28 protein-coding genes are annotated in these 24,651 nt (G+C 57.1%); 16 read left to right on the top strand and 12 right to left on the bottom strand.

Annotation, left to right across the window (positions count from 1 at the left end; all coding sequences use genetic code 11):
• Nucleotide 1: 1 nt before the first annotated feature.
• From secF to AC2TEM_RS19290, 8 genes are all read left to right on the top strand, one after another.
• Nucleotides 2–970 carry a protein translocase subunit SecF gene (secF, locus tag AC2TEM_RS19325; RefSeq protein ID WP_170422272.1) on the top strand — a complete coding sequence of 323 codons (969 nt, stop codon included), beginning with the start codon at nucleotides 2–4 and terminating at the stop codon, nucleotides 968–970.
• Nucleotides 963–1,709, top strand: coding sequence for a TSUP family transporter (locus AC2TEM_RS19320; RefSeq protein ID WP_170404719.1), 747 nt, complete (start codon nucleotides 963–965; stop codon nucleotides 1,707–1,709). Before secF ends, AC2TEM_RS19320 begins: the two co-directional genes overlap by 8 nt.
• Before the next feature lie 10 nt (nucleotides 1,710–1,719).
• Nucleotides 1,720–2,073: an Mth938-like domain-containing protein gene (locus tag AC2TEM_RS19315; RefSeq protein ID WP_170403221.1), complete on the top strand. Its 354-nt coding sequence runs from the start codon at nucleotides 1,720–1,722 to the stop codon at nucleotides 2,071–2,073.
• Nucleotides 2,074–2,203: 130 nt separating this feature from the next.
• Nucleotides 2,204–2,818 carry a heme ABC exporter ATP-binding protein CcmA gene (ccmA, locus tag AC2TEM_RS19310; protein ID WP_170396391.1) on the top strand — a complete coding sequence of 205 codons (615 nt, stop codon included), beginning with the start codon at nucleotides 2,204–2,206 and terminating at the stop codon, nucleotides 2,816–2,818.
• Nucleotides 2,815–3,471, top strand: a complete 657-nt coding sequence (ccmB, locus tag AC2TEM_RS19305; RefSeq protein ID WP_170396393.1) for a heme exporter protein CcmB — start codon at nucleotides 2,815–2,817, stop codon at nucleotides 3,469–3,471. Before ccmA ends, ccmB begins: the two co-directional genes overlap by 4 nt.
• Nucleotides 3,472–3,532: 61 nt before the next feature.
• Nucleotides 3,533–4,306 carry a heme ABC transporter permease gene (locus tag AC2TEM_RS19300; RefSeq protein WP_170396395.1) on the top strand — a complete coding sequence of 258 codons (774 nt, stop codon included), beginning with the start codon at nucleotides 3,533–3,535 and terminating at the stop codon, nucleotides 4,304–4,306.
• The gene (ccmD, locus tag AC2TEM_RS19295; RefSeq protein WP_037321536.1) at nucleotides 4,306–4,461 is read left to right on the top strand and encodes a heme exporter protein CcmD; all 156 of its coding nucleotides are present in this window, start codon (nucleotides 4,306–4,308) and stop codon (nucleotides 4,459–4,461) included. Before AC2TEM_RS19300 ends, ccmD begins: the two co-directional genes overlap by 1 nt.
• Nucleotides 4,454–4,996 carry a DsbE family thiol:disulfide interchange protein gene (locus tag AC2TEM_RS19290; protein ID WP_170396396.1) on the top strand — a complete coding sequence of 181 codons (543 nt, stop codon included), beginning with the start codon at nucleotides 4,454–4,456 and terminating at the stop codon, nucleotides 4,994–4,996. The genes ccmD and AC2TEM_RS19290 overlap by 8 nt, the downstream gene beginning before the upstream one ends.
• On the opposite strand, the gene AC2TEM_RS19285 is transcribed toward AC2TEM_RS19290, so the two are convergent.
• From AC2TEM_RS19285 to acnA, 3 genes are all read right to left on the bottom strand, one after another.
• Nucleotides 4,991–5,692 carry an SDR family NAD(P)-dependent oxidoreductase gene (locus tag AC2TEM_RS19285; RefSeq protein WP_170422266.1) on the bottom strand — a complete coding sequence of 234 codons (702 nt, stop codon included), beginning with the start codon at nucleotides 5,690–5,692 and terminating at the stop codon, nucleotides 4,991–4,993. The genes AC2TEM_RS19290 and AC2TEM_RS19285 overlap by 6 nt on opposite strands.
• 115 nt (nucleotides 5,693–5,807) lie before the next feature.
• Complete coding sequence (locus tag AC2TEM_RS19280; protein WP_480790363.1) at nucleotides 5,808–7,310, bottom strand: BCCT family transporter; 1,503 nt, start codon at nucleotides 7,308–7,310, stop codon at nucleotides 5,808–5,810.
• A gap of 117 nt (nucleotides 7,311–7,427) precedes the next feature.
• Nucleotides 7,428–10,118 (bottom strand): aconitate hydratase AcnA, encoded by a 2,691-nt coding sequence (gene acnA / locus AC2TEM_RS19275; RefSeq protein ID WP_170512889.1) that lies wholly within the window; start codon nucleotides 10,116–10,118, stop codon nucleotides 7,428–7,430.
• Nucleotides 10,119–10,344: 226 nt separating this feature from the next.
• Here acnA and AC2TEM_RS19270 point away from each other — a divergent pair, with 226 nt between their 5' ends.
• Nucleotides 10,345–11,046: a DUF1223 domain-containing protein gene (locus AC2TEM_RS19270; RefSeq protein ID WP_170396404.1), complete on the top strand. Its 702-nt coding sequence runs from the start codon at nucleotides 10,345–10,347 to the stop codon at nucleotides 11,044–11,046.
• Here the strand turns inward: AC2TEM_RS19270 and AC2TEM_RS19265 are convergent, their stop codons facing one another.
• From AC2TEM_RS19265 to purB, 4 genes are all read right to left on the bottom strand, one after another.
• Entirely contained in the window at nucleotides 11,047–11,970 is a 924-nt protein-coding gene (locus AC2TEM_RS19265) for a lysophospholipid acyltransferase family protein (RefSeq protein ID WP_170396406.1), read from the bottom strand. It lies immediately after the preceding gene.
• An 85-nt stretch (nucleotides 11,971–12,055) separates the two neighbouring features.
• On the bottom strand, nucleotides 12,056–13,132 hold the full coding sequence (locus tag AC2TEM_RS19260; RefSeq protein ID WP_170422482.1) for a FliG C-terminal domain-containing protein: 1,077 nt from the start codon (nucleotides 13,130–13,132) through the stop codon (nucleotides 12,056–12,058).
• Between the two features lie 84 nt (nucleotides 13,133–13,216).
• The gene (locus AC2TEM_RS19255) at nucleotides 13,217–13,759 is read right to left on the bottom strand and encodes a hypothetical protein (protein ID WP_170403198.1); all 543 of its coding nucleotides are present in this window, start codon (nucleotides 13,757–13,759) and stop codon (nucleotides 13,217–13,219) included.
• Nucleotides 13,760–14,139: 380 nt separating this feature from the next.
• On the bottom strand, nucleotides 14,140–15,444 hold the full coding sequence (purB, locus tag AC2TEM_RS19250; protein WP_170422262.1) for an adenylosuccinate lyase: 1,305 nt from the start codon (nucleotides 15,442–15,444) through the stop codon (nucleotides 14,140–14,142).
• Nucleotides 15,445–15,532: 88 nt separating this feature from the next.
• Here purB and AC2TEM_RS19245 point away from each other — a divergent pair, with 88 nt between their 5' ends.
• From AC2TEM_RS19245 to AC2TEM_RS19225, 5 genes are all read left to right on the top strand, one after another.
• Entirely contained in the window at nucleotides 15,533–15,865 is a 333-nt protein-coding gene (locus tag AC2TEM_RS19245; protein WP_170396412.1) for a hypothetical protein, read from the top strand.
• Complete coding sequence (locus AC2TEM_RS19240; protein WP_170422260.1) at nucleotides 15,862–16,284, top strand: DUF6314 family protein; 423 nt, start codon at nucleotides 15,862–15,864, stop codon at nucleotides 16,282–16,284. Before AC2TEM_RS19245 ends, AC2TEM_RS19240 begins: the two co-directional genes overlap by 4 nt.
• Before the next feature lie 75 nt (nucleotides 16,285–16,359).
• Nucleotides 16,360–16,947 carry a biotin transporter BioY gene (locus AC2TEM_RS19235; protein ID WP_010442062.1) on the top strand — a complete coding sequence of 196 codons (588 nt, stop codon included), beginning with the start codon at nucleotides 16,360–16,362 and terminating at the stop codon, nucleotides 16,945–16,947.
• A gap of 139 nt (nucleotides 16,948–17,086) precedes the next feature.
• Nucleotides 17,087–17,644, top strand: coding sequence for a hypothetical protein (locus AC2TEM_RS19230; protein ID WP_170422258.1), 558 nt, complete (start codon nucleotides 17,087–17,089; stop codon nucleotides 17,642–17,644).
• A gap of 10 nt (nucleotides 17,645–17,654) precedes the next feature.
• Nucleotides 17,655–18,005, top strand: coding sequence for a hypothetical protein (locus AC2TEM_RS19225; protein ID WP_170403183.1), 351 nt, complete (start codon nucleotides 17,655–17,657; stop codon nucleotides 18,003–18,005).
• Between the two features lie 55 nt (nucleotides 18,006–18,060).
• Here AC2TEM_RS19225 and AC2TEM_RS19220 read toward each other — a convergent pair whose 3' ends face one another.
• Nucleotides 18,061–19,275: a bifunctional alpha/beta hydrolase/OsmC family protein gene (locus AC2TEM_RS19220; protein WP_170422256.1), complete on the bottom strand. Its 1,215-nt coding sequence runs from the start codon at nucleotides 19,273–19,275 to the stop codon at nucleotides 18,061–18,063.
• 255 nt (nucleotides 19,276–19,530) lie between these two features.
• On the opposite strand from AC2TEM_RS19220, the gene AC2TEM_RS19215 reads away from it, so the two are divergent.
• Nucleotides 19,531–19,725 (top strand): hypothetical protein, encoded by a 195-nt coding sequence (locus AC2TEM_RS19215; RefSeq protein ID WP_170396424.1) that lies wholly within the window; start codon nucleotides 19,531–19,533, stop codon nucleotides 19,723–19,725.
• A gap of 10 nt (nucleotides 19,726–19,735) precedes the next feature.
• Here AC2TEM_RS19215 and dddP read toward each other — a convergent pair whose 3' ends face one another.
• Complete coding sequence (gene dddP / locus AC2TEM_RS19210; protein ID WP_170422254.1) at nucleotides 19,736–21,079, bottom strand: dimethylsulfonioproprionate lyase DddP; 1,344 nt, start codon at nucleotides 21,077–21,079, stop codon at nucleotides 19,736–19,738.
• Between the two features lie 124 nt (nucleotides 21,080–21,203).
• On the opposite strand from dddP, the gene AC2TEM_RS19205 reads away from it, so the two are divergent.
• Complete coding sequence (locus AC2TEM_RS19205; protein WP_170422252.1) at nucleotides 21,204–21,947, top strand: heme-dependent oxidative N-demethylase family protein; 744 nt, start codon at nucleotides 21,204–21,206, stop codon at nucleotides 21,945–21,947.
• A gap of 36 nt (nucleotides 21,948–21,983) precedes the next feature.
• Here the strand turns inward: AC2TEM_RS19205 and AC2TEM_RS19200 are convergent, their stop codons facing one another.
• The 3 genes from AC2TEM_RS19200 to AC2TEM_RS19190 form a co-directional block, all read right to left on the bottom strand.
• Nucleotides 21,984–22,913, bottom strand: coding sequence for a hypothetical protein (locus AC2TEM_RS19200; RefSeq protein WP_255612055.1), 930 nt, complete (start codon nucleotides 22,911–22,913; stop codon nucleotides 21,984–21,986).
• A gap of 176 nt (nucleotides 22,914–23,089) precedes the next feature.
• On the bottom strand, nucleotides 23,090–23,884 hold the full coding sequence (locus AC2TEM_RS19195; protein WP_170396432.1) for a lytic murein transglycosylase: 795 nt from the start codon (nucleotides 23,882–23,884) through the stop codon (nucleotides 23,090–23,092).
• Between the two features lie 67 nt (nucleotides 23,885–23,951).
• Nucleotides 23,952–24,599: an MSMEG_1061 family FMN-dependent PPOX-type flavoprotein gene (locus AC2TEM_RS19190; RefSeq protein WP_170422250.1), complete on the bottom strand. Its 648-nt coding sequence runs from the start codon at nucleotides 24,597–24,599 to the stop codon at nucleotides 23,952–23,954.
• Nucleotides 24,600–24,651 lie beyond the last annotated feature (52 nt).

The raw sequence follows: 24,651 nt of genomic DNA, 5'->3' as shown, positions 1-24,651 counted from the left end.
CATGAGACTGAAACTCGTACCCCAAAACACCTCGTTCGATTTCTTTAGCCGTTGGAAGGTCTGGCTGGGCATCTCGGGTTTGATGATGGTGATCGCATTCACGTCATTCCTGCTGCAAGGGCTGAACTTCGGCATCGACTTTCGCGGCGGCACCACGATTCGGACCCAAAGCGCGCAAGAGATCGACGTCGGCGCCTATCGCGACGCCATCGCGCCGCTAGAGCTTGGCGATGTGACTATCACCGAGATTTTTGATCCCACCTTTGGCGACGATGAAAACGTCGCGATGATCCGCATTCAGGCACAGGACGGGGCCGAAGCTGTGGCGGCCGCAACCGTCACAGCCGTCGAAGAAGCGCTGACCGTTGCCGCGCCGGATATCCAGTTCGTCTCGGTAGAATCGGTTGGCCCCAAGGTTTCGGGTGAGTTGATCCAGACCGCGGTCATTGCGGTCGCCTTGGCGATTGGCGCAGTGCTTGTCTATATCTGGCTCAGGTTCGAATGGCAGTTCGCACTCGGGGCGGTCGCCGCGTTGGTGCATGACGTGATCCTGACAATCGGCATCTTCTCGGAACTACAAATCCGTTTTGACCTGGCGATCATCGCCGCTCTACTGACTATCGTCGGCTATTCGCTGAACGACACCGTGGTCGTCTTCGACCGGGTTCGCGAAAACCTGCGGAAGTATAAGAAGAAAGACCTCAAAGAGGTGCTGAACATCTCGATCAACGAAACGCTCAGCCGGACGGTGATGACCTCTGTGACCACGCTGCTGGCGCTGATCTCGCTCTATGTACTGGGCGGAGACGTGATCCGAGGCTTTGTCTTCGCGATGATCTGGGGCGTGATCGTCGGGACCTATTCGTCGGTCTTCGTGGCCTCGACCATCCTGCTGTGGCTGGGGGTCAAGCGCGACTGGTCGAAGCCGTCGAATACGGCGGGCAACCAGTTTGCCAACATTGATGCCTGAGTATTTCGGCCAGACCCCAACCGGTCTGGCCGTTATTATTTTCGCCGCCTTTGTTGGGGGCATCGTGCGTGGGTTCTCCGGCTTTGGGACGGCCCTGATCTTCCTGCCCATCGCCAGCCCGTATCTTGGCCCCTTCGGTGCCATCATCGCGCTGACGGTCATGGACATATTTGGCCCGATCCCGAACCTGCGCCGCGCATGGACGGTTGTTGACAAGGCAGATCTGATGCGCCTTTTGGTCGGGTGCGCGCTACTTCTACCGGTTGGCTTATGGCTGCTGACCCGGACCGATCCTGAAGTGTTTCGCTATATCGTCAGCCTGATTTCCTTGTCGATGCTGGCCGTTCTGGTTTTTGGTCTGCGCTACCGGGGAGCGGTATCGCGTGGCATGGTTGCTGCGATCGGCGGGGCTGCAGGGCTACTTGGCGGGGTAGCCGGGATACCGGGGCCTGCTGTCATCCTGTTTTATATGTCACGGCCCTTACCGGTTGAGATCATCCGCGCGACGATCCTATTGTTCCTGTTTGCTTTCGATTTGCTGATCCTCGGATATCTTGGCGGGATGGGGCGTCTTTCGATCGCGAGCATCGGATTGGGCCTTGCGCTTGCGGTTCCCAACATCGCGGGCAACTGGCTGGGGGGCTGGATGTTCCGACCCGAGTACGAGAACCTCTACCGCGCCGCAGCCTATCTGGTGATTGCAACAGCGGCCTTGTCCGGCCTGCCGTTTTGGGGCTAGAACCCTGCACATGCGCCTGAACGAGATCACATATACAAACGCTCAGCCGGTTGATGGCTATGGCCCCGGGTTCTTTCGGATAGGCGGGGAAGTTCATGATGGGGCAGTCCTGACCGGTCCCACTGGTACATCGGCTTGGGCGGGTTACTCCGACGCCCAGACCCTGCTGGCCTTGTCCGAACATGTCGATGTTCTGTTCATCGGTACGGGCAAAGAACTGACCCACATCCCAGCCGACTTGCGCACCACATTGGAAGAGGCAGGTCTGGGTGTCGAAATCATGAACTCTCCGGCGGCCTGCCGCACCTACAACGTGCTGCTTTCCGAAGGCCGCCGCGTTGCGCTTGCGCTGATCCCGGTCTGAGGATCTGTTCTTCCACTGGCTAAAAATATCCCGGGGAGTGTGAGGGGCTGGCCCCTCACTGCGACCCAACCGGCCGCTCTGCGGCAATTCCGACCTTTTGCCCACACGCACAATCCGCTAAGCGGGCTTCATGACTTTAAAGGTAACCGATCTGGCCATCGCACGCGGCGGAGTTCCCGTGCTCGAAGGGCTGAGCTTCTCGCTTGAGGCAGGAAGGGCGCTGATCCTGCGGGGGCCGAATGGAATCGGAAAGACAACACTACTGCGTACGCTTGCGGGCCTGCAACCGCCGCTGGCAGGGCAAATCGACGGGGCAGAAGACCAGATCGCATACGCGTCCCATTCCGACGGGTTAAAACCGACCCTGACCGTTGTCGAAAACCTCAACTTCTGGGCGTCGGTCTTTGGCACCCGTGATATCCAGCACGCCCTTGATGCGTTTGAGCTGAACGAGTTGGCTGACCGCCATGCGGGTAACCTTTCGGCGGGGCAGAAACGGCGTCTGGGATTGGCGCGTATGTTGGTTACTGGCCGCCCGATCTGGATGCTGGACGAGCCGACGGTCTCGCTGGATCGTCACGCCGTGCAGATGTTTGCGGATGCGGTGCGCGCGCATCTGGGGCAGGGTGGTTCGGCCCTGATTGCGACCCATATTGATCTTGGCTTGGACGGAGAGGTTCTGGACGTTGGCCCCAACAAGGCCAAGCCCAAACCTATCGACGATTTCGACGGAGGTTTCTTGTGATCGCCTTATTGCTGCGTGATCTGAAATTGGCCTTCCGTGCGGGGGGTGGCTTTGGCCTCGGTCTTGCTTTCTTCCTGATCGTCACCGTTTTGGTGCCATTCTCGGTTGGCCCGCAATCTTCGCTGCTTTCGACCATCGCACCGGGCGTTCTTTGGCTGGGCGCGCTTTTGGCGTGTCTGCTGTCACTTGATCGCCTTCTGGCGCTGGATTGGGAAGACGGCTCGCTTGATCTGCTCGCGACCGCGCCGCTTCCGTTGGAATCAGTTGTTACCGTCAAAGCGCTGGCCCATTGGCTAACCACCGGATTGCCGCTGGTTCTGGCCGCGCCGTTCCTAGGCGTGTTGCTAAACCTGCCTGTACCCGGGTTTTCGTGGCTAGTGATCTCACTGCTCCTCGGTACTCCGGCGATGAGCGTTATCGGCACCTTTGGCGCGGCCCTTACTGTTGGTCTAAAACGGGGCGGTCTGCTACTGTCGCTTCTGGTTTTGCCGCTCTACGTGCCGACTTTGATCTTCGGAGCCGAGGTCGCCCGACGCGGTGCTACAGGCATGGAGACGCAAACGCCCCTGCTAATGCTGGCAGGGATTACCGCCGCAACGGTCGCACTTTTACCCTTTGCCAGCGCAGCGGTACTGCGCATCAATCTTAGGTGATGGCCACAAAGCTTGACTGAGGTCAATTGAGAACCACGCCGACTCGGACTAGATAGAGCCCATGACAATCGCAGCCAAAGCCAATGCCCTTTGGGAATACGCCAACCCGCGTAAGTTCCTCGCGACCAGCGAACGGGTCCTTCCGTTCTTCTGGATCAGCTCAGGTCTGTGTCTGGTCGTCGGATTGATCTGGGGCTTTTTCTTCACCCCGGATGACTACAAGCAAGGCTCGACCGTAAAGATCATCTATTTGCATGTGCCCGCCGCGTTGATGGCGATCAATTGCTGGCTGATGATGCTGGCAACCTCGCTGGTCTGGTTGGTGCGTCGCCACCATGTCAGTGCGCTGGCTGCCCGTGCCGCTGCGCCCATTGGCATCGTGATGACGCTGATCGCATTGGCCACCGGAGCGATCTGGGGGCAGCCCATGTGGGGGACATGGTGGGCCTGGGACCCGCGCCTGACATCGTTCCTGATCCTGTTCCTGTTCTATCTAGGTTATGTCGCGCTTTGGGAAGCGATAGAAGATCCGGATACAGCGGCGGACCTGACCTCGGTCCTTTGCCTCGTGGGCTCGGTCTTTGCGTTCCTCAGCCGGTATGCCGTGAATTTCTGGAATCAGGGGCTGCATCAGGGGGCTTCGGTGATGCGCGCCGGGGCGATCACAGGCACGGATACTGAAGAGAAGGTAAGCAATATCTACTTCTATCCACTGCTGCTTTGCATCATCGGCTTTGTACTGCTGTTCATTGCGCTGGTCTTCTATCGTACGGGCACAGAAATTCGCGCCCGCCGGACCAAGGCGCTTATGGCGCGTGAAAGGGTGAGCGGGTGATGCCTGATCTTGGAAAATATGCCGATACCGTCTTGTGGTCCTATGTCGTATCAATCGGACTTCTGATCGCATTGGTGGGTTTCAGCGTGATCCGGGGCCGTAAGGTACGGGCCGAGATGGAGAAGGTTGAACAAAGGATGTCACGCAATGGCTAAGATTTCGCCCCTGATGATCGCGCCTCCGCTGATTTTCGGCGCCTTCGCTGTACTCGCGGGCATCGGTATGTTCCGCGACGATCCCAACGCCTTGCCCTCGGCGCGCGAGGGTCAGCCAGCACCGCCGGTTGTACTGACCGAGTTCGCGGGCAAACCGGGCTTCGATGATGCCACACTGCGTGATGGCGAGGTCAAGCTGGTCAACTACTGGGCCAGTTGGTGTGCACCATGCCGCGTCGAACACCCCAATCTACAGGCTCTGTCTGACGAGGGTATCCCGGTCTATGGTATCAACTACAAAGATCAACTGGACAACGCCGAAGGATTTCTTGCCGAACTGGGCGATCCCTATGCCGGTATCGGTCGGGATGAACAGGGCCGCATGGGGCTGGATTGGGGCGTCTACGGTGTGCCCGAAACCTATGTGATCGACGGTGAGGGCACGATCATCCTGCGCTGGGCTGGTCCGGTCACTCAGCGGGTGATCGAAAGCACGATCCGCCCAGCACTTGAGAAAGCCGCAGGTGGCTCATAAGCGATAGCCACCGGTGACGCCCAGAACCTCACCAGTGATGAAGGATGCGGCATCGGACGCCAGAAACCTGACGACTTTGGCGATATCCTCGGGCTTTCCCGCGCGACCTAAAGCGGTTTCTTTGACAAACAGCGCGGTCAACTCCTCAGACCGGGGCGCTTCGGGGATGTTGATCGCACCCGGCGCGACTGCATTAACGCGTATCCCCTTTGGCCCAAGCTCCTTTGCCATGGCGTGGGTCCATAGATTCAGGGCGGCCTTGCTTGCCCCATAGGTCACAGCATCCCGAGGCGGCAAGACCGCGTTCATGGATGAGATACTGACGATTGAGGCGTCGCGTTTCAGATGTGGTAGCGCAGCAGCCAACAATGCGGCGGGGGCCAGCAGGTTCAAATCCAGAATGGCGCGGTGGTCCTCGGCCCGAAATTCCTCTTTGGGGGTAGATTTCACAAGGCCGGCATTGTTGACGATCACATCCAGCCGTCCAAACCTCTCGATCACCTGCGAAATCACGCTAGCCGGCTGGTCGGGCGCAGATAGATCAGAGCGTATGGCCAGAACATCCCCACCCAGTAGCTCGGGCGTGGGTTTGCTCGACAACCAAGTAAACGCGACGCGGTGATCACGGCTGAGGTCTTCGACGATTGCACGCCCAATTCCGCGTGCACCGCCGGTTATCAATGCGACTTTGTCCATAATCGTAGGAAATCGGTAAAATGGTCGGGATTCAAGCCGTTACTTACGAACCAAAATCCAGATCATCGCGCCGATGAATGCAAAGGTGGTCAGATTCATAAGCGTATCCGTCAGATCACCGATCAGCATGGCTCAGCCCCTCTTCTCGTAGCCCTCGGAACAGGCAGACCATCAGCAGAACCGAAATGAACACAAAGGGCAGCGCCCCGAGTGAGATCAGGACTTTGACCGATTCCACCGAGCCCGACAGGATCATCGCGACACTCAACAAGCCCAGCAATGCACCCCAGATCAGCCGCACGCGCGGGGGCGGGTTTTCGTCCCCCTGGGACGAGAATGTACCCAGCACAAAGGCCGCGCTTACAACGCTGGTTACGATGAACAGAAACGCCGCTGCTACGGTTGCAAGTATTGTGATCTGCGATAAGGGCAAACGGTCGAGCAGGGCGAAGGTAACACGCTCGATGTTTGTTTGCGTATAGGCCAGCAGTTCTCCGGCTCCGTTGAGCGCCTCGAACAGACCGATGCCGCCGAAGGCACCGAACCAAAGGATCGAGAACAGCGTGGGCGCAAAGAGTACTCCGATCACGAATTCCCGGATCGTGCGACCGCGAGAGATACGCGCGATAAACACACCAACAAAAGGTCCCCAGGCGATCCACCAGACCATATAGGTGAGGGTCCAGTCGCTGAACCATTTGGTGACGTCATCGCCGAAGAAGGTGAAGGTCTGAAAGCCCCGAGGGATGACATTGGTGACGTAATCGCCGAACCCTTGAACCACAGTGTTCAACAGATACTCTGTAGGCCCGAGGACCACTGTGTAGGCCACAAGGCAGATCGCGATCAGCATTGCCGCATTCGACAAGCGCGCCATGCCTTGGCCAAGGTCGATTAACAGAGCAGGGATGTAGGCTGCGACCATCGCCAGGAAAACAACGCCGATCAGAAGGGCACCAACCGTTTCCCGGCCACCCAGAACCGCAATCCCGTCCGCAACCTGGAACACGCCCATGGCCATTGAACCGCCAACACCGATAGAGATTGCAACAATGGCCATGAAATCCGACAGCCACCCGACCCGCTCGGCCCAGCGTTCTCCTGGGAACAGGCTTTTGATCGGTGCGCTGACCATCATGCCCGTCCCGCGCCGAAAGCTGAAATAAGCGATGGTCAGCGCGGTCGAACCGTAAATCGCCCAGGCGTGCAGGCCCCAATGGAAGTTTGTTGCCAGCATGGCCTGCTGCGCGGCGACATAGTCGGGTGCCATGCCCGAGATGAAGTTGAAATGGGTCAGGGGCTCGGCGACCGCCCAGAACAGCAGTCCAACGCCCATTCCTGCGGAGAACAGCATTGAGATCCAGGTGGCGGTCGAGAACTCGGGCTCTTCATCATCCCGGCCCAGACGGATTTTGCCATATGGCGAAAAGGCCAGAACCAAACACCCGATCAACATGCCTGAGGCCGCGAGCATCACGAACCATCCGCGACTGTGGAAGGTTTGTTGCACGATGCTATTGGCCCAAGTCACCAAGCTTTCGATATCGACGACGCCCCAGATCCCGATCACGGCGATGACGCTAAGCGAGCAAACCAGTAGGGCGTTGGGCTTTTTCATGGTGATGGAATTCCGAAGACTGTCTTGCTCAACAGTTTCAGATTTTTGAATAAATGGCCAGAAAACAAAACCCCCGGCGCAGGGCCGGGGGCTGAGGTTGGATATCAACCTGCTGATTTATGACGCTTTTGCGAGATTGCGCAGCACGTATTGCAGCACACCGCCGTTTTCGATGTATTCGATCTCGGGCGCGGTATCGATGCGGCACTTCAGGGTGATCGTCTTTTCGGTACCATCTCCGTAAATGATGGTGCAGGGCACTTCCTGCAGGGGCTCAACTGAATCCAACCCGTGGATCGATACGGTCTCATCACCTTTCAGACCCAGTGTCTTGCGGGTATCACCATCGGTGAATTCGAACGGTATGACGCCCATGCCCACCAAGTTTGAACGGTGGATGCGCTCAAAGCTTTCGGCGATCACTGCCTTGACGCCAAGCAGAGCTGTGCCCTTGGCCGCCCAGTCGCGTGACGAACCTGCACCGTACTGTTCGCCGCCAAAGACGACCAGCGGGGTGCCTTGCTCCTGATAGGCCATCGATGCTTCGTAGACCGAGGTTTGTTCACCATCCGGGCCTTTTGTATAACCGCCTTCGACGCCATCCAGCATCTCGTTCTTAACGCGGATATTAGCGAAGGTGCCGCGCATCATGATCTCGTGGTTGCCACGGCGTGAGCCATACGAGTTGAATTCGCGCGGCTGAACCTGACGATCCGTCAGATACTTCCCGGCAGGTGTCGTTGTCGCAAACGAACCGGCGGGCGAGATATGGTCGGTGGTGATCATGTCGCCCAGGATCAGCAGAACCTTTGCACCATCGATATTCGAGATCGTGCCCGGCTCAGGCCCCATGCCTTGGAAATAGGGAGGGTTTTGAATGTAGGTTGACGTCGGTGGCCAATCATAGGTTTCCTGTTGTGGAACCTCGACCTCCTGCCATTTCTCGTCGCCTTTGAAGACATCGGCATATTTCGACTGGAACGCCTCGCGGGTCACGGTTGCCTCAACCAATTCGGCGATTTCGCTTTGGGTCGGCCAGATGTCTTTCATGTAGACATCGTTGCCGGCCTGATCCTGTCCAATCGGTTCCGAGGTCAGGTCGATGTCCAACGTACCAGCCAAAGCATAAACCACCACCAGCGGCGGTGAAGCCAGATAGTTGGCGCGCACGTCGGGCGAGATGCGGCCTTCAAAGTTGCGGTTGCCTGACAGCACCGAAGTGGCAACAAGATCGCCTTCGGCAATCGCTTCGCTGATTTCTCTTTGGATCGGACCCGAGTTGCCAATACAGGTGGTGCAGCCATAGCCAACAAGGTTGAAGCCGATCTTGTCCAGATCTTCCTGAAGACCTGCAGCCTCCAAGTAGGCGGACACAACCTGCGAGCCGGGCGCCAATGAGGTCTTTACCCACGGTTTGCGATCCAATCCCAGCGCGGCGGCTTTACGTGCAACGAGGCCCGCGCCGATCATCACATACGGGTTCGACGTGTTGGTGCAGGAGGTGATCGAGGCGATCACGACTTTGCCCGATTCCATGCCGTAGTTTTCGCCTTTGACCTCTATTTGTTTGCCCATCGGGCGTTTGAAGGTCTCGGCCATTTCCTTGGTGAATGCGGCCTTGGCGTCGGTTAGTGCGACATAATCCTGCGGCCGTTTCGGGCCCGAGATCGCAGGAACAATTGTGCCCATATCCAGCGACAGAGTGTCGGTGTAGATCGGCGCGTAATCGGCATCGCGCCAGAAGCCGTTTTCCTTGGCGTAGGCCTCGACCAATGCGATGCGGTCTTCGTCGCGTCCAGTATTGCGCATATAGCGCAAGGTCTCGCCGTCAATCGGGAAGAAACCACAGGTCGCGCCGTATTCGGGGGCCATGTTGGCAATGGTTGCGCGATCGGCCAAGGGCAAGCGGTCCAGACCTTCGCCGTAGAATTCAACGAATTTACCAACCACGCCTTTCTCGCGCAGCATCTCGACGACTTTCAGGACAAGGTCAGTTCCCGTTGTGCCTTCGACCATCGAACCGGTCAGTTCAAAACCCACAACCTCGGGGATCAGCATCGAGATCGGTTGACCCAGCATCGCTGCCTCGGCCTCGATTCCGCCAACGCCCCAACCCAGAACGGCCATGCCGTTGACCATGGTGGTGTGGCTGTCAGTACCAACAAGTGTATCGGGATAAGCGACTTCTTCGCCGCTTTGGTCCGTGTCTGTCCAGACGGTCTGCGCCAGGTATTCCAGGTTTACTTGGTGGCAGATTCCGGTGCCGGGAGGCACGACGCGGAAATTGTTGAACGCGTTCTGACCCCATTTCAGGAACTGATAGCGTTCCATGTTGCGCTCATATTCGCGGTCCACGTTCATCTGAAACGCGCGTGGGTTGCCGAACTCATCAATCATGACCGAGTGGTCGATGACCAGATCGACCGGGTTCAGCGGGTTGATCTTTTGCGCGTCCCCACCAAGGCCCTTGATGCCGTCGCGCATCGCTGCCAGATCCACCACGGCCGGAACTCCGGTAAAGTCTTGCATCAGAACCCGGGCAGGGCGATAGGCAATCTCACGTGGGTTCTTGCCACCGTTGGCACCCCATTCGGCAAAGGCTTTGATGTCATCGACGGAAACCGAGAACCCGTCATCTTCGAACCGCAGCATGTTTTCCAGAACCACTTTCAACGCGGCAGGCAGATTCGAAAAATCGCCTAAGCCTGCTTCTTGCGCGGCTGGAATCGAATAATAGGAAATGGATTTGCCATTCACGTTCAGGCTGCGGCGTGTCTTGGCGGTGTCCTGTCCGACCTTGATGGGCATCTGTGGCCTCCCTCTCAAATGACTTGGAATACGGGCTTCGCTAAGGGTTATCTGCATTACCACACCAGTTGTTTCAAGGTGAAACGGGCAGTTTGGGTGGTTTTTTGTATACCATTGCACACATTTTATCGAAAGCTTGTGTCTGAGGTCTCAAGAAACCTTGATTGGCAGTTTATTCGGTTCCGACTTAAACCTTTCAGGCAATCATCCTCTATCGAGAGAAAACATGCTCAGATCAGTCGCTGCGACCGCGTTTGTTTCACTCTTTCTTGCTGCCCCGGCTCAGGCGCAGGATGACCCGGTGGTGGTCGAACTGTTCACCTCGCAGGGGTGCTCGTCCTGCCCGCCAGCAGACCGGATCATGCATGAATTGGCCAAGCGGGATGATGTAATCGGTCTGGCGTTGCATGTGGATTATTGGGACTACATTGGCTGGAAAGATGAATACGCCAATCCCGACCATACCGATCGTCAGCGCGCCTATGCACGTGAAGGCGGGCGGACGATGATCTATACGCCGCAGATGGTTGTGAATGGGCAGCAGGATGTGGTTGGGGCCAAGTCAATTGAACTGAACCGGCTAATCGATGCACACCTGACTGCGCCGCCGGAGGCCGAGGTCAGTGCCACGCGTACTGCGAACGAAGTATCCATGAATGTCGTTCCGATCGAGTTACCAGACGACGAAACCTATGATGTTCGGATTGTGCAGTATTCGCCGATGCGTCGCACCTCGATCCGGCGTGGCGAATTGGCCGGACATGATCTGGATTATGCAAACGTGGTCGAGAATTGGCAGATTGCCGGTCGCTGGGATGGCCAAACACCGCAGAGTTTCACCGCAACATTGTCATCGGAATTGCCTGCCGTTGTTCTGATCCAGCGCAGTGGCCATGGTCCGATCGTGGCCGCAGCGCGGGTTAAGTGATCAGGGCATATCCTTTGGCTGGACCCCCAGTCCCCTCCAGGACTTCCAGCGCCGATGAATCCAGAACCATTGTCCCATGTGCTGACGCACCATCGCTTCCAGGTCGTCATTGGTGAACTGGGTCATGGTTTTGGCATCAGTATGCGGGACCGGGTCGTGCAGGACGATCTCAAAATCGATCCCGTTGGGTTGGCGCACTGCATAGCAGGGAATCAGCACAGCCTTGTATTTGATCGCAAGTTCCGCGTTCAGCACCGAGGTGACGGCGGGTTTGCCGAAAAAGGTCAGTTCCTCACCACCATGCGCATGCAGGTCGGATACAATGGCAATGATGCCTCCGCTTTTCAGTGAACGGACCATTTCGACCATACCTCGGCGGCCCTGTTCGAACATGGGCGACCCGGTCTGATAGAATGCCTCGACATACATGTCGTTGAAATATGGATTTGCCATGCGGCGATAGAGGCTGCCGATGGGTTTACCGCTACGCGCCTGCAGCGCGACCCGCGCGGCCAGATAGTGCCCGAAATGCGCAGTGATCATCATCACTGGACGCCCTTCCGCCACGGCGGCATCAAATGCTTCGACACCCGAGCCCGATACTTTGGCCTTGCTTTGTCGCTCGATGAAACCGTCGGCTGAAAAATGCTCCATGATCGCGCGCCCGGCATTGTCAGGCACGGCGCGGCAGATGCGTTTGACCTCGGCCTCGGGCAGGTCTGGGCAGGTGAGTTTCAGGTTGCGGCGCACGCGGGTTCGAAACCCGACAATGGGGGCAAGCCAGCGCACAATCGCGCCCATCGCTCCGATGCGGCGCTCATATGGCAGCAGGCGCATGCCGCGGATTACGCCGGTCAGAAACAGGTTGGCGACGTAGTATTTTCCAAGCTCAAATCGGCTTAGTTCCGACTTTTCGACGGGCATGGGGAGAGACACCTGAGCGTTGTGAACTGCGCGACGAGACATACAGGCCCCATCGTGCGATCACAAGTGGTCGCGCCTTGCCGGACTATTCTGCATTCTCCTCCGCCTCGACCAGTGCGATCGCGCCCTCGTCCAAAAGCGCGCGGATGGCTGCAACGATCTGCGACATCGCTTCTTCACTGTCGGATTGTTTGACCTTGCCACGTTCGGCGATTTCTTCCCGTAAGTTTTCCGCCATGCGAGAGGACATGTTGGCTAGGAAGAACTCGACCGTGGCGAGGTCTTCGTCGCTATTGGCTCCGGCCAACGCCGTGATGAGAACGGGTTGATCCACACCGCGCAGAATCGCTGGAACATCGCGGGGTTGGATGCGCGAGGGCACATGCGAAAAGATGAAGATCGATTGCCGGACGGTATCCGCAAAATCGGCGTCTTCTTCGTCCAGCGCGGTCAGCAAACCATCACGCGTTGCCGCGGCCGACTGGTTGAGGATCGCGCCCACACGCTCACCCGGCCCATCCCGAAAGGCGGGCTCGGGGCGTTGATCCAGCTGAGCGGCCAAGGACCATCCGATCCGCTCAACCGCCTCGGGCGTCACATTGGCCGTTTTCGAGACTGCATAAGTTATACGTCGCGCTGTGGGGCCGGGCAGGTGGCCCAACAACTGGGCGGCCTTTGCGGTTTCGAGTTTCGACAGCATGACGGCGGCGACTTCGGTGCTTTCAGCTTTGGCCATTTCGGCCAGATCTTCTGAGGGTACTTCGCGCAAACGCTGCCATGGGTCACCGATCTGCCTCACGCCAGCTACCTTGCGCAGCCGGGCGGCGGTGGCTGGGGCGATCTTGCCGTTCACCGCGTCCAAAGCACCGGCAAGCCCATGGGGAAATGCAAGCCCTACGCCATCCAGCGCATCGGCAAATTCCTGTGCGACGGCGGCCAACGTTACCCGGTCAACCAACCCCATCTGTCCAAGTTGGTGGGTAAGTTGTTCCTGCAGTGAATCGGGAAGCTCTTCCAACGGGATATCCGCCCCCTCGTTCAGCAGCAGCCGAACCACAACCGCGGCTTTCTCTCGGTTGCTGAGGGCGCGCGGCAGAACACGTGGCGCATCATCGTCTTGTTCAACGACCGGGGTTTGCGTGCCCGGCGTCATCTGCACCATTAGGTTCGTGTCCTGCATCTGCCTGCAATGCCTCATTCGCGTTGCAGGCAGAATATAGAGAGTCGGGTAAAGAAACCCTGAAACTCAGTAGCTATATGTCAGCCCTGTTCTGATCGCTTCGCGCAGCGATGTCTCAGCCCATGTGCCTTCGCCACCACGCGCCTTGATCTCGCGCCATTGTGCGATGGCCAACTCGGTCTTGCCCTGGGTAACAAATCCCTGACCCATGTAGCTGCGGGCGAGGATGTTGTCGGGGTTGGATTCAATTGCTTTCTGGTAAAATGCGTCAGCCAGTTTCAGCTCACCCATCTTGCGATAGGTGAACCCCCAATAGGTCTGCACCCGATCATCATCTTGATCCATGATACGCAGAATGCCCTGAGCATTTTCGTACTGCCCGTCGTAAGCCAACTCGCGCACGGCATCATACAGTTGGTCTTCGGTGAAATTTGTCTTGTTGGGTTTGACGCAGCGCCCGGCTGCCTCGTCATAGACGCGTCCAAACAGGCATTTCTTTGTGGTGTTGGTGGGCTTGGGCGGGCTGCTGTCCCCACCACCCGCAGCAATGGCCATGGGCGCGAAGGTAAAGGCCTGAAGAGCGATGGCCGAGGCTAGTACAAGACGCATTTTCCTACTCCGTTGTCAAAGAGACTTGTTACAATCATAGCTTGATCTTCAAAAAAGCTAACGATTGACTGATCGCTTTTATTCACAAGCAGGAAATAAAAATGTCAGCTATTGACGATTTTCATGCAGCTTTGGCTTTCGCTGTCCCAAATTGTGCCTTCAGCACAGGACTGGGTTTGCTTGGTGTTACCGTTACAGGCAAATCCGGCGGTGCCCGCACAGATAAGAGCAATTGCGCATAGAGCAGTTCGTAGCATCGAGTTTTCCTTTCGCGGAAACTGTGCCAACAGATTAACCGATTTTTGCCAATCTGGCAAAGACACAAGGCCCGGCTGCATTGAGCAAGCCGGGCCAAGTTTTTAGCACTGTTTGAGTTTGAATTATTCGCCGAATACGCGGGCGAAAATCGTATCTACATGTTTGGTATGGTAGCCGAGATCGAATTTCTCTTCGATTTCTTTCGGGCTCAGCGCGGCGGTGACATCGGCGTCGGCCAACAGTTCCTCTTTGAAGTCGGTGCGATGCTCCCAGACTTTCAGCGCGTTGCGCTGAACCATGGCATAGGCATCCTCGCGGCTTACACCGGCTTGGGTCAACGCCAACAGCACTCGTTGGCTCATGACAAGACCGGGGAACTTGTTCATGTTCTCGATCATGTTCTCGGGGAAGATCAGCATCTTGTCGATTACACCGGTCAATCGCGCGAGTGCAAAGTCCAGCGTGATAGTGGCATCCGGCCCGATCATGCGTTCGACCGAGGAATGCGAGATATCGCGCTCGTGCCACAGCGCCACGTTCTCCATCGCCGGGATCACGGCCGCACGCACCATGCGCGCAAGACCGGTCAGGTTCTCGGTCAGCACCGGGTTCTTCTTGTGCGGCATCGCGGATGAGCCTTTCTGACCCATCGAGAAGAACTCGGCCCCCTCCAGTACTTCGGTACGCTGCATGTGGCGGATTTCGATAGCGATGTTTTCGATGCTGCTGGCGATAACACCCAGTGTGGCGAAGAATGCGGCGTGACGGTCGCGGGGAATGACCTGCGTGCTGATCGGTTCAGGCACCAGACCCAGCTTGTCGCAGACATGCTCTTCAACCTGCGGGTCGATATTCGCAAACGTCCCGACCGCGCCGCTGATCGCTCCGGTGGCGATTTCCGCGCGGGCATCGCGCATCCGGGACAAGTTGCGGTCCATCTCGGCATAGAAGCGGGCAAAGGTCAGGCCCATCGTGGTGGGTTCGGCATGGATACCGTGGCTGCGACCGATGCGAACGGTGTCTTTGTGCTCGATCGCGCGGCGTTTCAGGGCAGCCAACAGACCTTCGAGGTCTGCAATCAGCAGGTCGGCGGCGCGGGTCAGTTGCACATTGAAGCAAGTGTCCAGTACGTCCGAGGAGGTCATGCCCTGATGCACGAAGCGGGCTTCCTCGCTACCCACATGTTCGGCCAGATGGGTCAGGAAGGCGATGACGTCGTGTTTGGTGACGGCTTCGATCTCGTCGATACGGGCGACATCAAACTCCACATCCTTGGCTTTCCACACGGCCTCGGCGTTTTCACGCGGGATCACGCCTAGATCGGCCATGGCGTCGCAGGCGTGCGCCTCGATCTCGTACCAAATGCGGAACTTGCTCTCGGGTGACCAGATGGCGACCATCTCGGGGCGTGAATAGCGGGGAATCATTGGCGGCAGCACCTTTTTATGATTGGGATGAGGCGTTGGCGCGGGGTTTAGCCGCGCATTGACCAAGGAACAAGGCGCGAGTGCTGGGATGAGACGGTTTGCCCTGATTTTATTGCTTTGGCCCGGATTTGTGGCCGCCGACGAGTTTCAGCAACTGACGGGTGATGAGATTCTGATGGCGCTTGCTGGCAAGAAGCTCGACTATGGCGAGGGGATCACCCAGACCTTCGATAGCAATATGCAAACGCAGTACTTTTCAGGCCGCCCAAGTTCGGGACGATGGGCCGTTCGTGATGATCGCTATTGCTCGGTCTGGCCGCCTTCGGATTTCTGGGCTTGTTATGATGTTGAGCAAAGCGGTGAAACCATCCGGTTTGTGGATGATTCAGGTAATACAACTGACGGAATCTATTTGAAGTGAGCCTGCCCAGAAATATTTATGATTTCCAGGGGGTTTGGGACCTGAGCCGCCTCATCCGGGACGAGCGTGCAGGCCAGATCATTCAGGCCGAGGGTAAGGCAGAGCTACGGCAAGATACCCAAGGGTTGGTCTATGATGAGACGGTCACGCTGCGTGTTCCGGGGCAGCCTGCAATGACGGGAACGCGTCGATACCTTTGGCGCGACGCCGGTGATCGGATCGCCATTCACTTTGATGATGATCGGTTTTTTCACGCACTTAAACTTGGCCAAACCCGCGTCAAGGATCATCACGATTGCCCGCCGGACAGCTATGATGCAGACTATGATTTCTCGGGATGGCCGCGCTGGACAGTCCGCTGGACTGTATCAGGACCGCGAAAATCCTATGAAATGGAGACCAAATACGCGCTGCGATAGCGTAATCATCTTGCAGCAACGGCCCGGAACGGGCATTGCTGCATGTGCAAATAAGTCCGAATGTGGAGAAATGAGATGAACGCAAACGTACTGGCCAATGCTTTTGGCCCGCGTGAGGGGACGGCGCTGCGCGTCAAGCAGGTGGCTCTGGTTGCCCTGGGTATCGTTGCTCTGGCTGTTGCAGCCAAAATCAAAGTGCCGATGTGGCCGGTTCCGATCACCATGGGCACATTCGCCGTTCTGACCATCGGCACCGCCTATGGCGCGCGCCTTGGCCTGATCACGATGCTGGGTTACCTGCTGGTTGGTGCTCTGGGCTTTGACGTGTTTGCGGGTTCCTCGGCCGAAAAATTCGGCCTGACCTACATGATGGGTGGCACCGGTGGCTATCTGGTCGGTTACCTGATGGCGACCATTCTGCTGGGCGCACTGGCCGCGCGCGGCTGGGACCGTTCGGTCGGCAAGCTGGCGCTGGCGCTGGTACTGGCCAACGTGCTGATCTACGTGCCGGGACTGCTGTGGTTGGGTCAGCTGTATGGCTGGGACAAGCCGATCCTGGAATGGGGTCTGACACCGTTCCTGCTGGGTGACGCGATCAAGCTGGCGCTGGCCGCTCTGCTGATCCCTGGCCTGTGGAAGCTGCTGGGCGACGCACGCACCTGATAGCGCGCTCTTGCGCAAGACACACCCGCGTTCGGAGCTTTCCGGACGCGGGTTTTTTATTGTCTGCAGAACAGGATACTGGACAAAGTCAAACTGCATGGGCAACCTGACATCAGAAAACTGATCAGGTTATTGAGATATGCGTATTTTGTTAAGCTTGGTGCTTGCTGCAAGTGCCGTGACTTGGTCGGCTGTAACGCCTGTGCAAGCCGACACACCGGTGACTTACACCGATGAAGGACGCGCCCTGTTCCGCTTTGAGGTTCCCGACTTCTGGACATTGCGTACCGGTGGCCCGCGTGAAATCGAGGATACCAATCTGGGCGATGCCCGTGCGGTTTCGCGCGTCATGGGGATCAGACCGGTGACCGACGATAATGTCTGGATGGGCTTCGTCTCACCATCACGGGTTTCCAGCATTCAGGGCGGGCTGAGCTATCTTGAGGATATCGACAAATTCCTCGTCAAAGACCCGACCGTGACCAGCACCAGCAATACAAGGATTGGTGGGCGGCCAGCCCACGTTATTCGAGGCACCGGCAATCGGGATGGGCGAGGCGTAAACTTTACCGCCACCGTGATTGACCTGCCGCGTGACCGTGTTGCGATAGGGGTTGCGATCCTGCGTGACGGGGCCGACCCGTCTTATGTTGATGCCTTGAACGCCGTTTTCGCGTCGTTCCGGTCTTTGCAGTAAGGAGGCTCGGATGACTCGCAAACTGTTAAAACGGTCTGTTCTGGCGCTGGGGTTGGGTACTGCAACGTTTACACTGTCCGCCTGCGATGGCGTATCGGTCGGGGTGGGGTATGGCGTTGGGTATGACCCGTTCTACGACTCGATGCTGTGGAATGATTACTACCACGACCGTAACGTGAATGTAGATGTTGACATAAACCGCCCAGACCGGCCCGACCGCCCCGATCGACCGGTTCGTCCGAACCCTCCACCGCGGCCAAAGCCACCGATCGCCAAACCGCCGTCGCGCCCGCATCCCCCGGTGGCGCGTCCTCCGACGGCACGGCCACCAATTCACCGACCCTCACCGAGGCGCCGTTAGAAAAAGGGGGCAAAAGCCCCCTTCAATCATTATCATAAGCTGACAAAGGTGGTTTTCAGTCCAGCAGCTCAGTCGTGATATGGGCCGAGCCTTCAAGGGTTCGGTGCACGGGACATTTATCTGCGATCTCCAATAGCTTAGCACGTTGCGCGGCATCCAGCGGCCCTTGTAGCCGTATCTTGCGGCGGAACTGATCGACCTTGCCATCGCTGGCCAGTCCGGCGTCCTGCGCGTGTACCTTGTCGTGGCAGACATCGACGGTGATACCCGTCAGAGGCCATTTCTTGCGCCGCGCATACATGCGAATGGTCATCGAGGTACAGGCGCCCAATCCCGAGGACACAAATCCATAAGGGGACATGCCTCGGTCCGTTCCTCCGTACGAGGCGGGCTCGTCAGCGACCGCATGGTGGCGCGGGCCGGACTGGATGTCTTGCAGGAACCCTGCCGGGTCTGCCTCGGTCACGCGAACAACACCTTCCGGGGCACCGGGTGGTGGGGCGGGCGGGCACAGTTTGACGTATCTCGACACCCAAGCCGCAATGACATCCGCCGCGTAATCCGCATCAGCGGCGCGCGTGATCAGATGGTCGGCATCGTCCAGCGTGACAAAACTTTTTGGATGCTTCGCAGCCAGAAAGATGGTGCTGGCGTTGTCAATGCTGACCGTGTCATCGCGCGGTGCGTGCAGGATCAGAAGCGCTGCTTTCAAATCTGAAACGGCAGGGCTAAGCGCGGCCTCTGAAATGTCATCGACAAAAGCTTTGCCAATGCGGAACGGGCGACCGCCAAGCGAAACCTCTGCGCTGCCTTGCGCCTGAATCTCGGGCAGGGCGGCCTCGAAATGGTGTGATACGTGGCCCGGGTCAGCAGGCGCACCCAATGTGACGACCGCCTTGACCGACGGTATGCCAGCGCGTGCGCGCAGTACCGCAGCGCCGCCAAGTGAATGGCCAATAAGCAGGGCGGGGGCCATGTTGCGGCCGGACAGGTAGTGCGCTGCAGCGATCAGATCTTCGACATTTGAGGTGAATGTCGTATTCGCAAACTCTCCATCCGAGTGGCCAAGGCCTGTAAAATCAAACCTGAGCACGGCGATGCCCATCGCCGCCAGACGCGCCGAAATGCGCCGTGCGGCAGGTATGTCCTTAGAGCAGGTAAAGCAATGCGCAAACAAAGCCGTTGCCAGTACCGGCCCGTCCGGCAGATCAAGGCGCGCGGCCAATTGGCTGCCGTCGTGACCGGCGAATGTAATGCGTTCGGTGGGCATGATGAATCCTTGGTGGTCCGGGTTTCGACAATACTGTGTGCTGTGTGCGGTTCTCTCAACCCTTGTGTCAGTGGCGTAACGGGAAGGTGAGGGGGAGAGACCACGTAGCCCTTGGCGCGTCGCATCAATGCTTTGTTGGGTTTGGTTTTTGAATAATCAAAAAATGTGATGTTAGGTCGTATAAACATTCATTTTACTTATTTCTTCTTGGACCCCAACTTGCAATCATCCTTCTTGTCTAAAGCAGAGGTCAAAATGGCACATACAACATCTGCACCGCTAAGCCCGACACTCCACGCCGGAGTTCTGTTGGCAATTCTCGTGACTGGCGCAATTGGTTTTGCACTGGGACAAAGCTGGCCGCTGACGAATACGTCTGAGGACACGCCAACTCTCACAGCGCCTGAGGATTGGCACGGTAATGTCAGACGGTCCCACTGGTCAAACTAGGCGATAGCGCTTAGCCAGACCCCATCAACTGTGCGTCGAACGGATACTTCGTGAGGTTTTCATAGCCGTCTTCGGTGATCAGCACCTGATCTTCCAGCTTGATCGAGAAATCGCCGCCAACCTCGCCAACTGCCGCTTCGACGCACAACACCATTCCGGGTTCAAGTGGATAATCATAGGATCCCTCGACCGCCTTGTCGGGATAGGCTACCAAGGGCCATTCATCGCACAATCCAACTCCATGCATCAGGCAGCCGTATTTCTGTGCCTGAAACTTGTCATCCAGCCGATGGGCATTCGCAGTTAGTTCCGGGATCATGACGCCGGGCTTCAGCATTTCCATATTGGTCATGATATGCTCATGCGCGTGCTGCATGGCATAGATCATGTCGGGGCGCGGTTTTTGATCGCCGATCCACCAGGTTCGTGAGATGTCGACGCAAATGCCGTAAGACCCGATCAGGTCGGTATCGAACGCGATGATTTCATTTTGCCGCGTGATGCGCGGGCCGCATTCCTGAAACCAGGGATTGGTGCGCTGGCCCGAGGCAAGCAAGCGGGTCTCGATCCATTCACCACCGCGCCGGATGTTTTCAGCATGTAGCACTGCCCAAATGTCATCCTCGGATGTCTTCCCGTCTCCGACATTGACACGTGCGAAGCGCTCCATTTCGGCCACAGCGGTCTCGCAGGCGTGGCTGGCGCAGCGCATGGCGAGGATTTCGTCTGGGCCTTTGATGGCACGGGTTTTCTCGGTAAGCTCTTCGCCCTCCATCACCTCGAACCCCTGAGCCTCAAGCGCGCGCAGGCCGTGCAGCATGATCTTGTCGACACCCAGCCGCATGTTGCCGCCGCCGTGTTCTTCGATCAGGGCGCGCACCTCGTTTGAGAACACATCTGCGGCAACGTCAATCTTGTCGCCCCGGTCGAAATAGAACAGATCGGCGCCCGAGCGCTGCTCGCGCACCAGCGGGTTGAATTTCGACAAGAACGGAGAGTTCTTGTAGTCCCAGATCACCATATACCCGTCAGCGCAAACCAAAACGGCCCGGAACGGGTTATGGGTATTCCAGAGCTGCATGTTGGTGCTGTCAGTCGCATAGCGGATATTCAGGGGGTCAAACAGCAGGATCCCGCCCCAATCGCGCTGCACGATGGCCTGAGTGAGGCGTTTCCAGCGGTATTTACGCATCTGTTCTAGATTGGGCAGGCTAAGCCCGGCAGCGGCCCATTCGTCAAAGGCAAGCTGTGTCGGTCCGATCTCGATCCTGTCATTGTCGTTCGGTGTCCCGTCCCCGAGTGTGGCGCCCCGGGTCGGGTCAATCTTACGGGTGTCACGATATGGTGTGTTCACGGTTGGACCTTTCTGCTTGCCTGACCAACCTGCAAATCCAGATGCGCTGCGTCTTCTAGGTTTGCGACCGTCTTCTGGTCGCTTTTTGACCGACAGCGCCAGAGCAGGGTGCTATGCCTCGACTATGACCGTGATACTACAGCAAGCCATTCCCTATGATCCACTCGCCCAAAACCCGCTGCCTGGCATTAAGCCTGCGGACCCCAGGGCCTGGTTGCATCGCGACGATGCGTTTTCTGCCCAGATGCAACGACGCGCCGCGCTGTTGGCGCAGCAAAAACCGGACGTCTTGGCGCAAAGCCCCGAGGCGTTGGCACCCGCGCAGGAGTTGCTGGAACTGGTCATTCAGCAAGTTTATCCGAATGTCTCCGATCACGTTGTGCGGCCCGACGGTGTACGGGTTGAGGTTGACCGGGAATGCCCGTTGGAAACGCTATGCCATTTGGTGCAAGAGGATTTCTGCATTCTGCAGAAACACGATGACGAGCATGTTTTGACTGGCGCGATCCTGTGCTTTCCTGCAAGCTGGATGCTGTCGGAAAAGTTCATGCGCCCGTTGATTGGGATCCATGAACCGGTTGATGCCTACGACGCCAATATTGCCCGCAGAGTTCAACGATTGTTTGACGGCATTCAGCCCAACCGGCCACTCTGGCGGTTCAATGCGCTTTGGTACAATGATGCCGAATTGTTCCAACCGCGTAGTCTCATGCAGCGACGCACACCGCGGGATGAAAATTCGGCCCGATATCTGCGTAGTGAACGTCAGACTCTCTTGCGTTTACCTGAGACAAACGCAGTGGTGTTCGCGATCCACACTTATGTAATGGCCGCTGATCAGGTCCTTAAAATGGAAAACCCCGCCTGACGGCGGGGCCTCCAAGGAGGGTCTTGGGTAATTTGATTACATGCCAATCGCGCTGGCGACCTCGGCAAAAGCATTCGTAGCGTTCAGGCCAAAAATCGCTGTGGTAAAAGCCAGAACCTGAGTGTTGAGGCGGAAATCCTCACCCCGGATCAGATTGACTGCTGCCAGGGATATGGCAATCGGTGTCGATATGCTTGCCACAGCACCAGTCATGCCCCAGCTGGTCAGTCGCAGAATATCGCTTGGGCGTTCCGTTTCGTCCTCGGACTGGTGAATGTTGCCGGCGGGCAGGGGAGCATCAGCCTCGGTCCGGAAGGCGATACTGAGCAGTTGGTCGTCACTTAGCTTGATCGGACGCGGCTTGGCGTGTTTGGTCTGTGTATCTTCCGCATCAGGATCGGGCAGATCAAGCCCCGCAAATGGGCCGCTGACTGCTTCGAATATCTGCTTTCGGTTCCGGGCGTTGCGCGGCGCAATTGAATCAAAGGCACTCATGAATTGTTCGATGGTCAGAACCGTTTTGGGCGACAACCATTCGACACGACGGGTCGTGCAGATGTCGACCATTCGGTACAGGATCACCACAAGCATCAACTCGGATATTTCACTATCATCGAGCAGTTTTGACACCGGACAAATCGAGATCGTCAGCCGGTTTCCCGGCAGCGTAACCGCAGCACGCGGCATAGTTTTGAGACCAGCGGTTCGATCCATCCGCTCATGGTGATTGTGATCTACTTGGGTTGGTTCCGAGTCCAATGTCAGACGCACGAGATATTGGCTGCTGACGATACTGGCCTCCGATGCGCTAAGAAGCGTCTTGCGCTCGACCAGATGGCCATAGTCACCCAGCGTCGTTGAGACGACCTCGCACAGACGCTCAAGCGCGCCATCTGCCGACCCGTCAAACTGGAGGCCACCGTGGTAACTATGCTTTGCAGTCACAGCATGTTCCTTTGCTGTCATAATCTTCACAACAAATTAACAGGCGAAATGGCGCAAATTTTGACCAAAATGGAAAAAAGTCGAAATATTCCAAGATTGATTACGCTTTGGAAACCAAGAAAATCGGGGTTTCCTTAAATCTATGTGGCAACAATGTGGCCGAATTCAGGTGCTCTGACGTCAAGCCTATGACTGCCCTAGTTGTCGATTCGCGCCGCCATGATTGCAATGGATTGCTGGTAGACCGAGGCCGCATTCCATTGCTGTATGACCGCAAAATTCGGCTCTCCGGGTTGATAGCCGCGACCGGGCTTCCACCCTTTCTTACGTAGAAAATTCGCGGTCGAGGCGAGCGCGTCGGTCATGTTATAAAAATCGACCCGACCGTCACCGGTGGCGTCCACACCATAGGTCAGGGCGTTGCCGGGCAGGAACTGTGTATGCCCCAGCTCGCCATGTTTTGCCCCTTTTGTCGCCATCGTAAGGGTACCTTGGTCAACCAGTTTTAAGGCGCCGATAGCGTGCGGGATGAAGAATTCGGATCGGCGACAATCATAGGCTAATGTCGTGATTGCGGAAACAACCTGACTATCTCCCATGAAACCTCCAAAGCCGGTTTCCATGCCGTGAATGGCAATCAGCACACCCGCCGGTACGCCATATTGACGCTCGAGCGCGGCGTAAAACTGCGGATTGCGAGCTTTGCGCTTGCGCCCTTGCGCAACGATGGTGTTTGCCCCGCGCACCTGCATGAATTTGTCTAATGAGTATTTAAAGCTCTTCTGATTGCGATCCGCGGCAATCGTACGTGTTGCATATTGCGTCTGCGCGAGCGCTTGCAGACCCTTCTTTTTCACACCCGCCCGTTTGGCGGTTTTTGCAAAGTCGGCTTTCCAGGCCTCGAACCCGCTGCTGGTATTCCCACAAGGGGCGGACAGTGCCACTGAGGGCAGAAGGAACGCGAGTGCAGCGTAAAGGCGAAGACGAGGCATAGAGGAAATCCGAGTGCTGAAAAAACTACGCTCAGCCTAAGCCGAGTTCGACCTACCGCAAAGTGGTTTAATAGAGATCAAGCTCGTCTGTGCCTTTCAGGGATTCGAACCATTCATCCGGGGTTTTGTCGATCTTGGCATGTTTGACCATCATCGCGTTCATATTTGGCAGACTGGATGAGTCCGGCCATTCATCGGGTTGCCACAGGTTTGATCGAATGATGCATTTGGGACAGTGCGCAAAGACGGTTTCGACATGGATTAACAGGGCCAGCTTGGGCACGCGTCCACCGACGGCCATGTTTGAAAGAAGTTCGGGATCTGCGCTAATTCTCGCGGATCCCCGCAGGCGCAGAGTTTCCAATTTTCCGGGGACAAAGAATATCACGCTGACGCGCTGATCTTTCAGCAAATTATGAAACGTATCCACGCGCTTGTTCCCGGGCCGGTCCGGGATCGCAATCATCGAGTTCGAGAGCACCTGCACAAACCCCGCAGGATCGCCACGAGGCGAAATATCGAGATGCCCATCGGGATTGGCCGAAGCGATCAGGCAGAACGAGGACATGCCGATGAAGTCTCGACACATCTCATCAAGTGCAGGCAATTCCTTTGCAATGATCTGCGGCAAGGGTTGCCCGCAAATGCGTTCCAGATCTTTTTCCGAGGTTACAAGTCCTGAATACTCAGAAAAGGGTTTGTCGCTTGCGGGCATGTGCTCTCTCCGCCTGATGTTGAGCTCAAATTTTGAAAGATCATCATCGATC

The sequence above is a fragment of the Ruegeria sp. HKCCD3925 genome (genome assembly GCF_057221175.1).
Note: the sequence above shows the minus strand (reverse complement) of the source record. Positions and strands in the feature narration are given on the sequence as shown.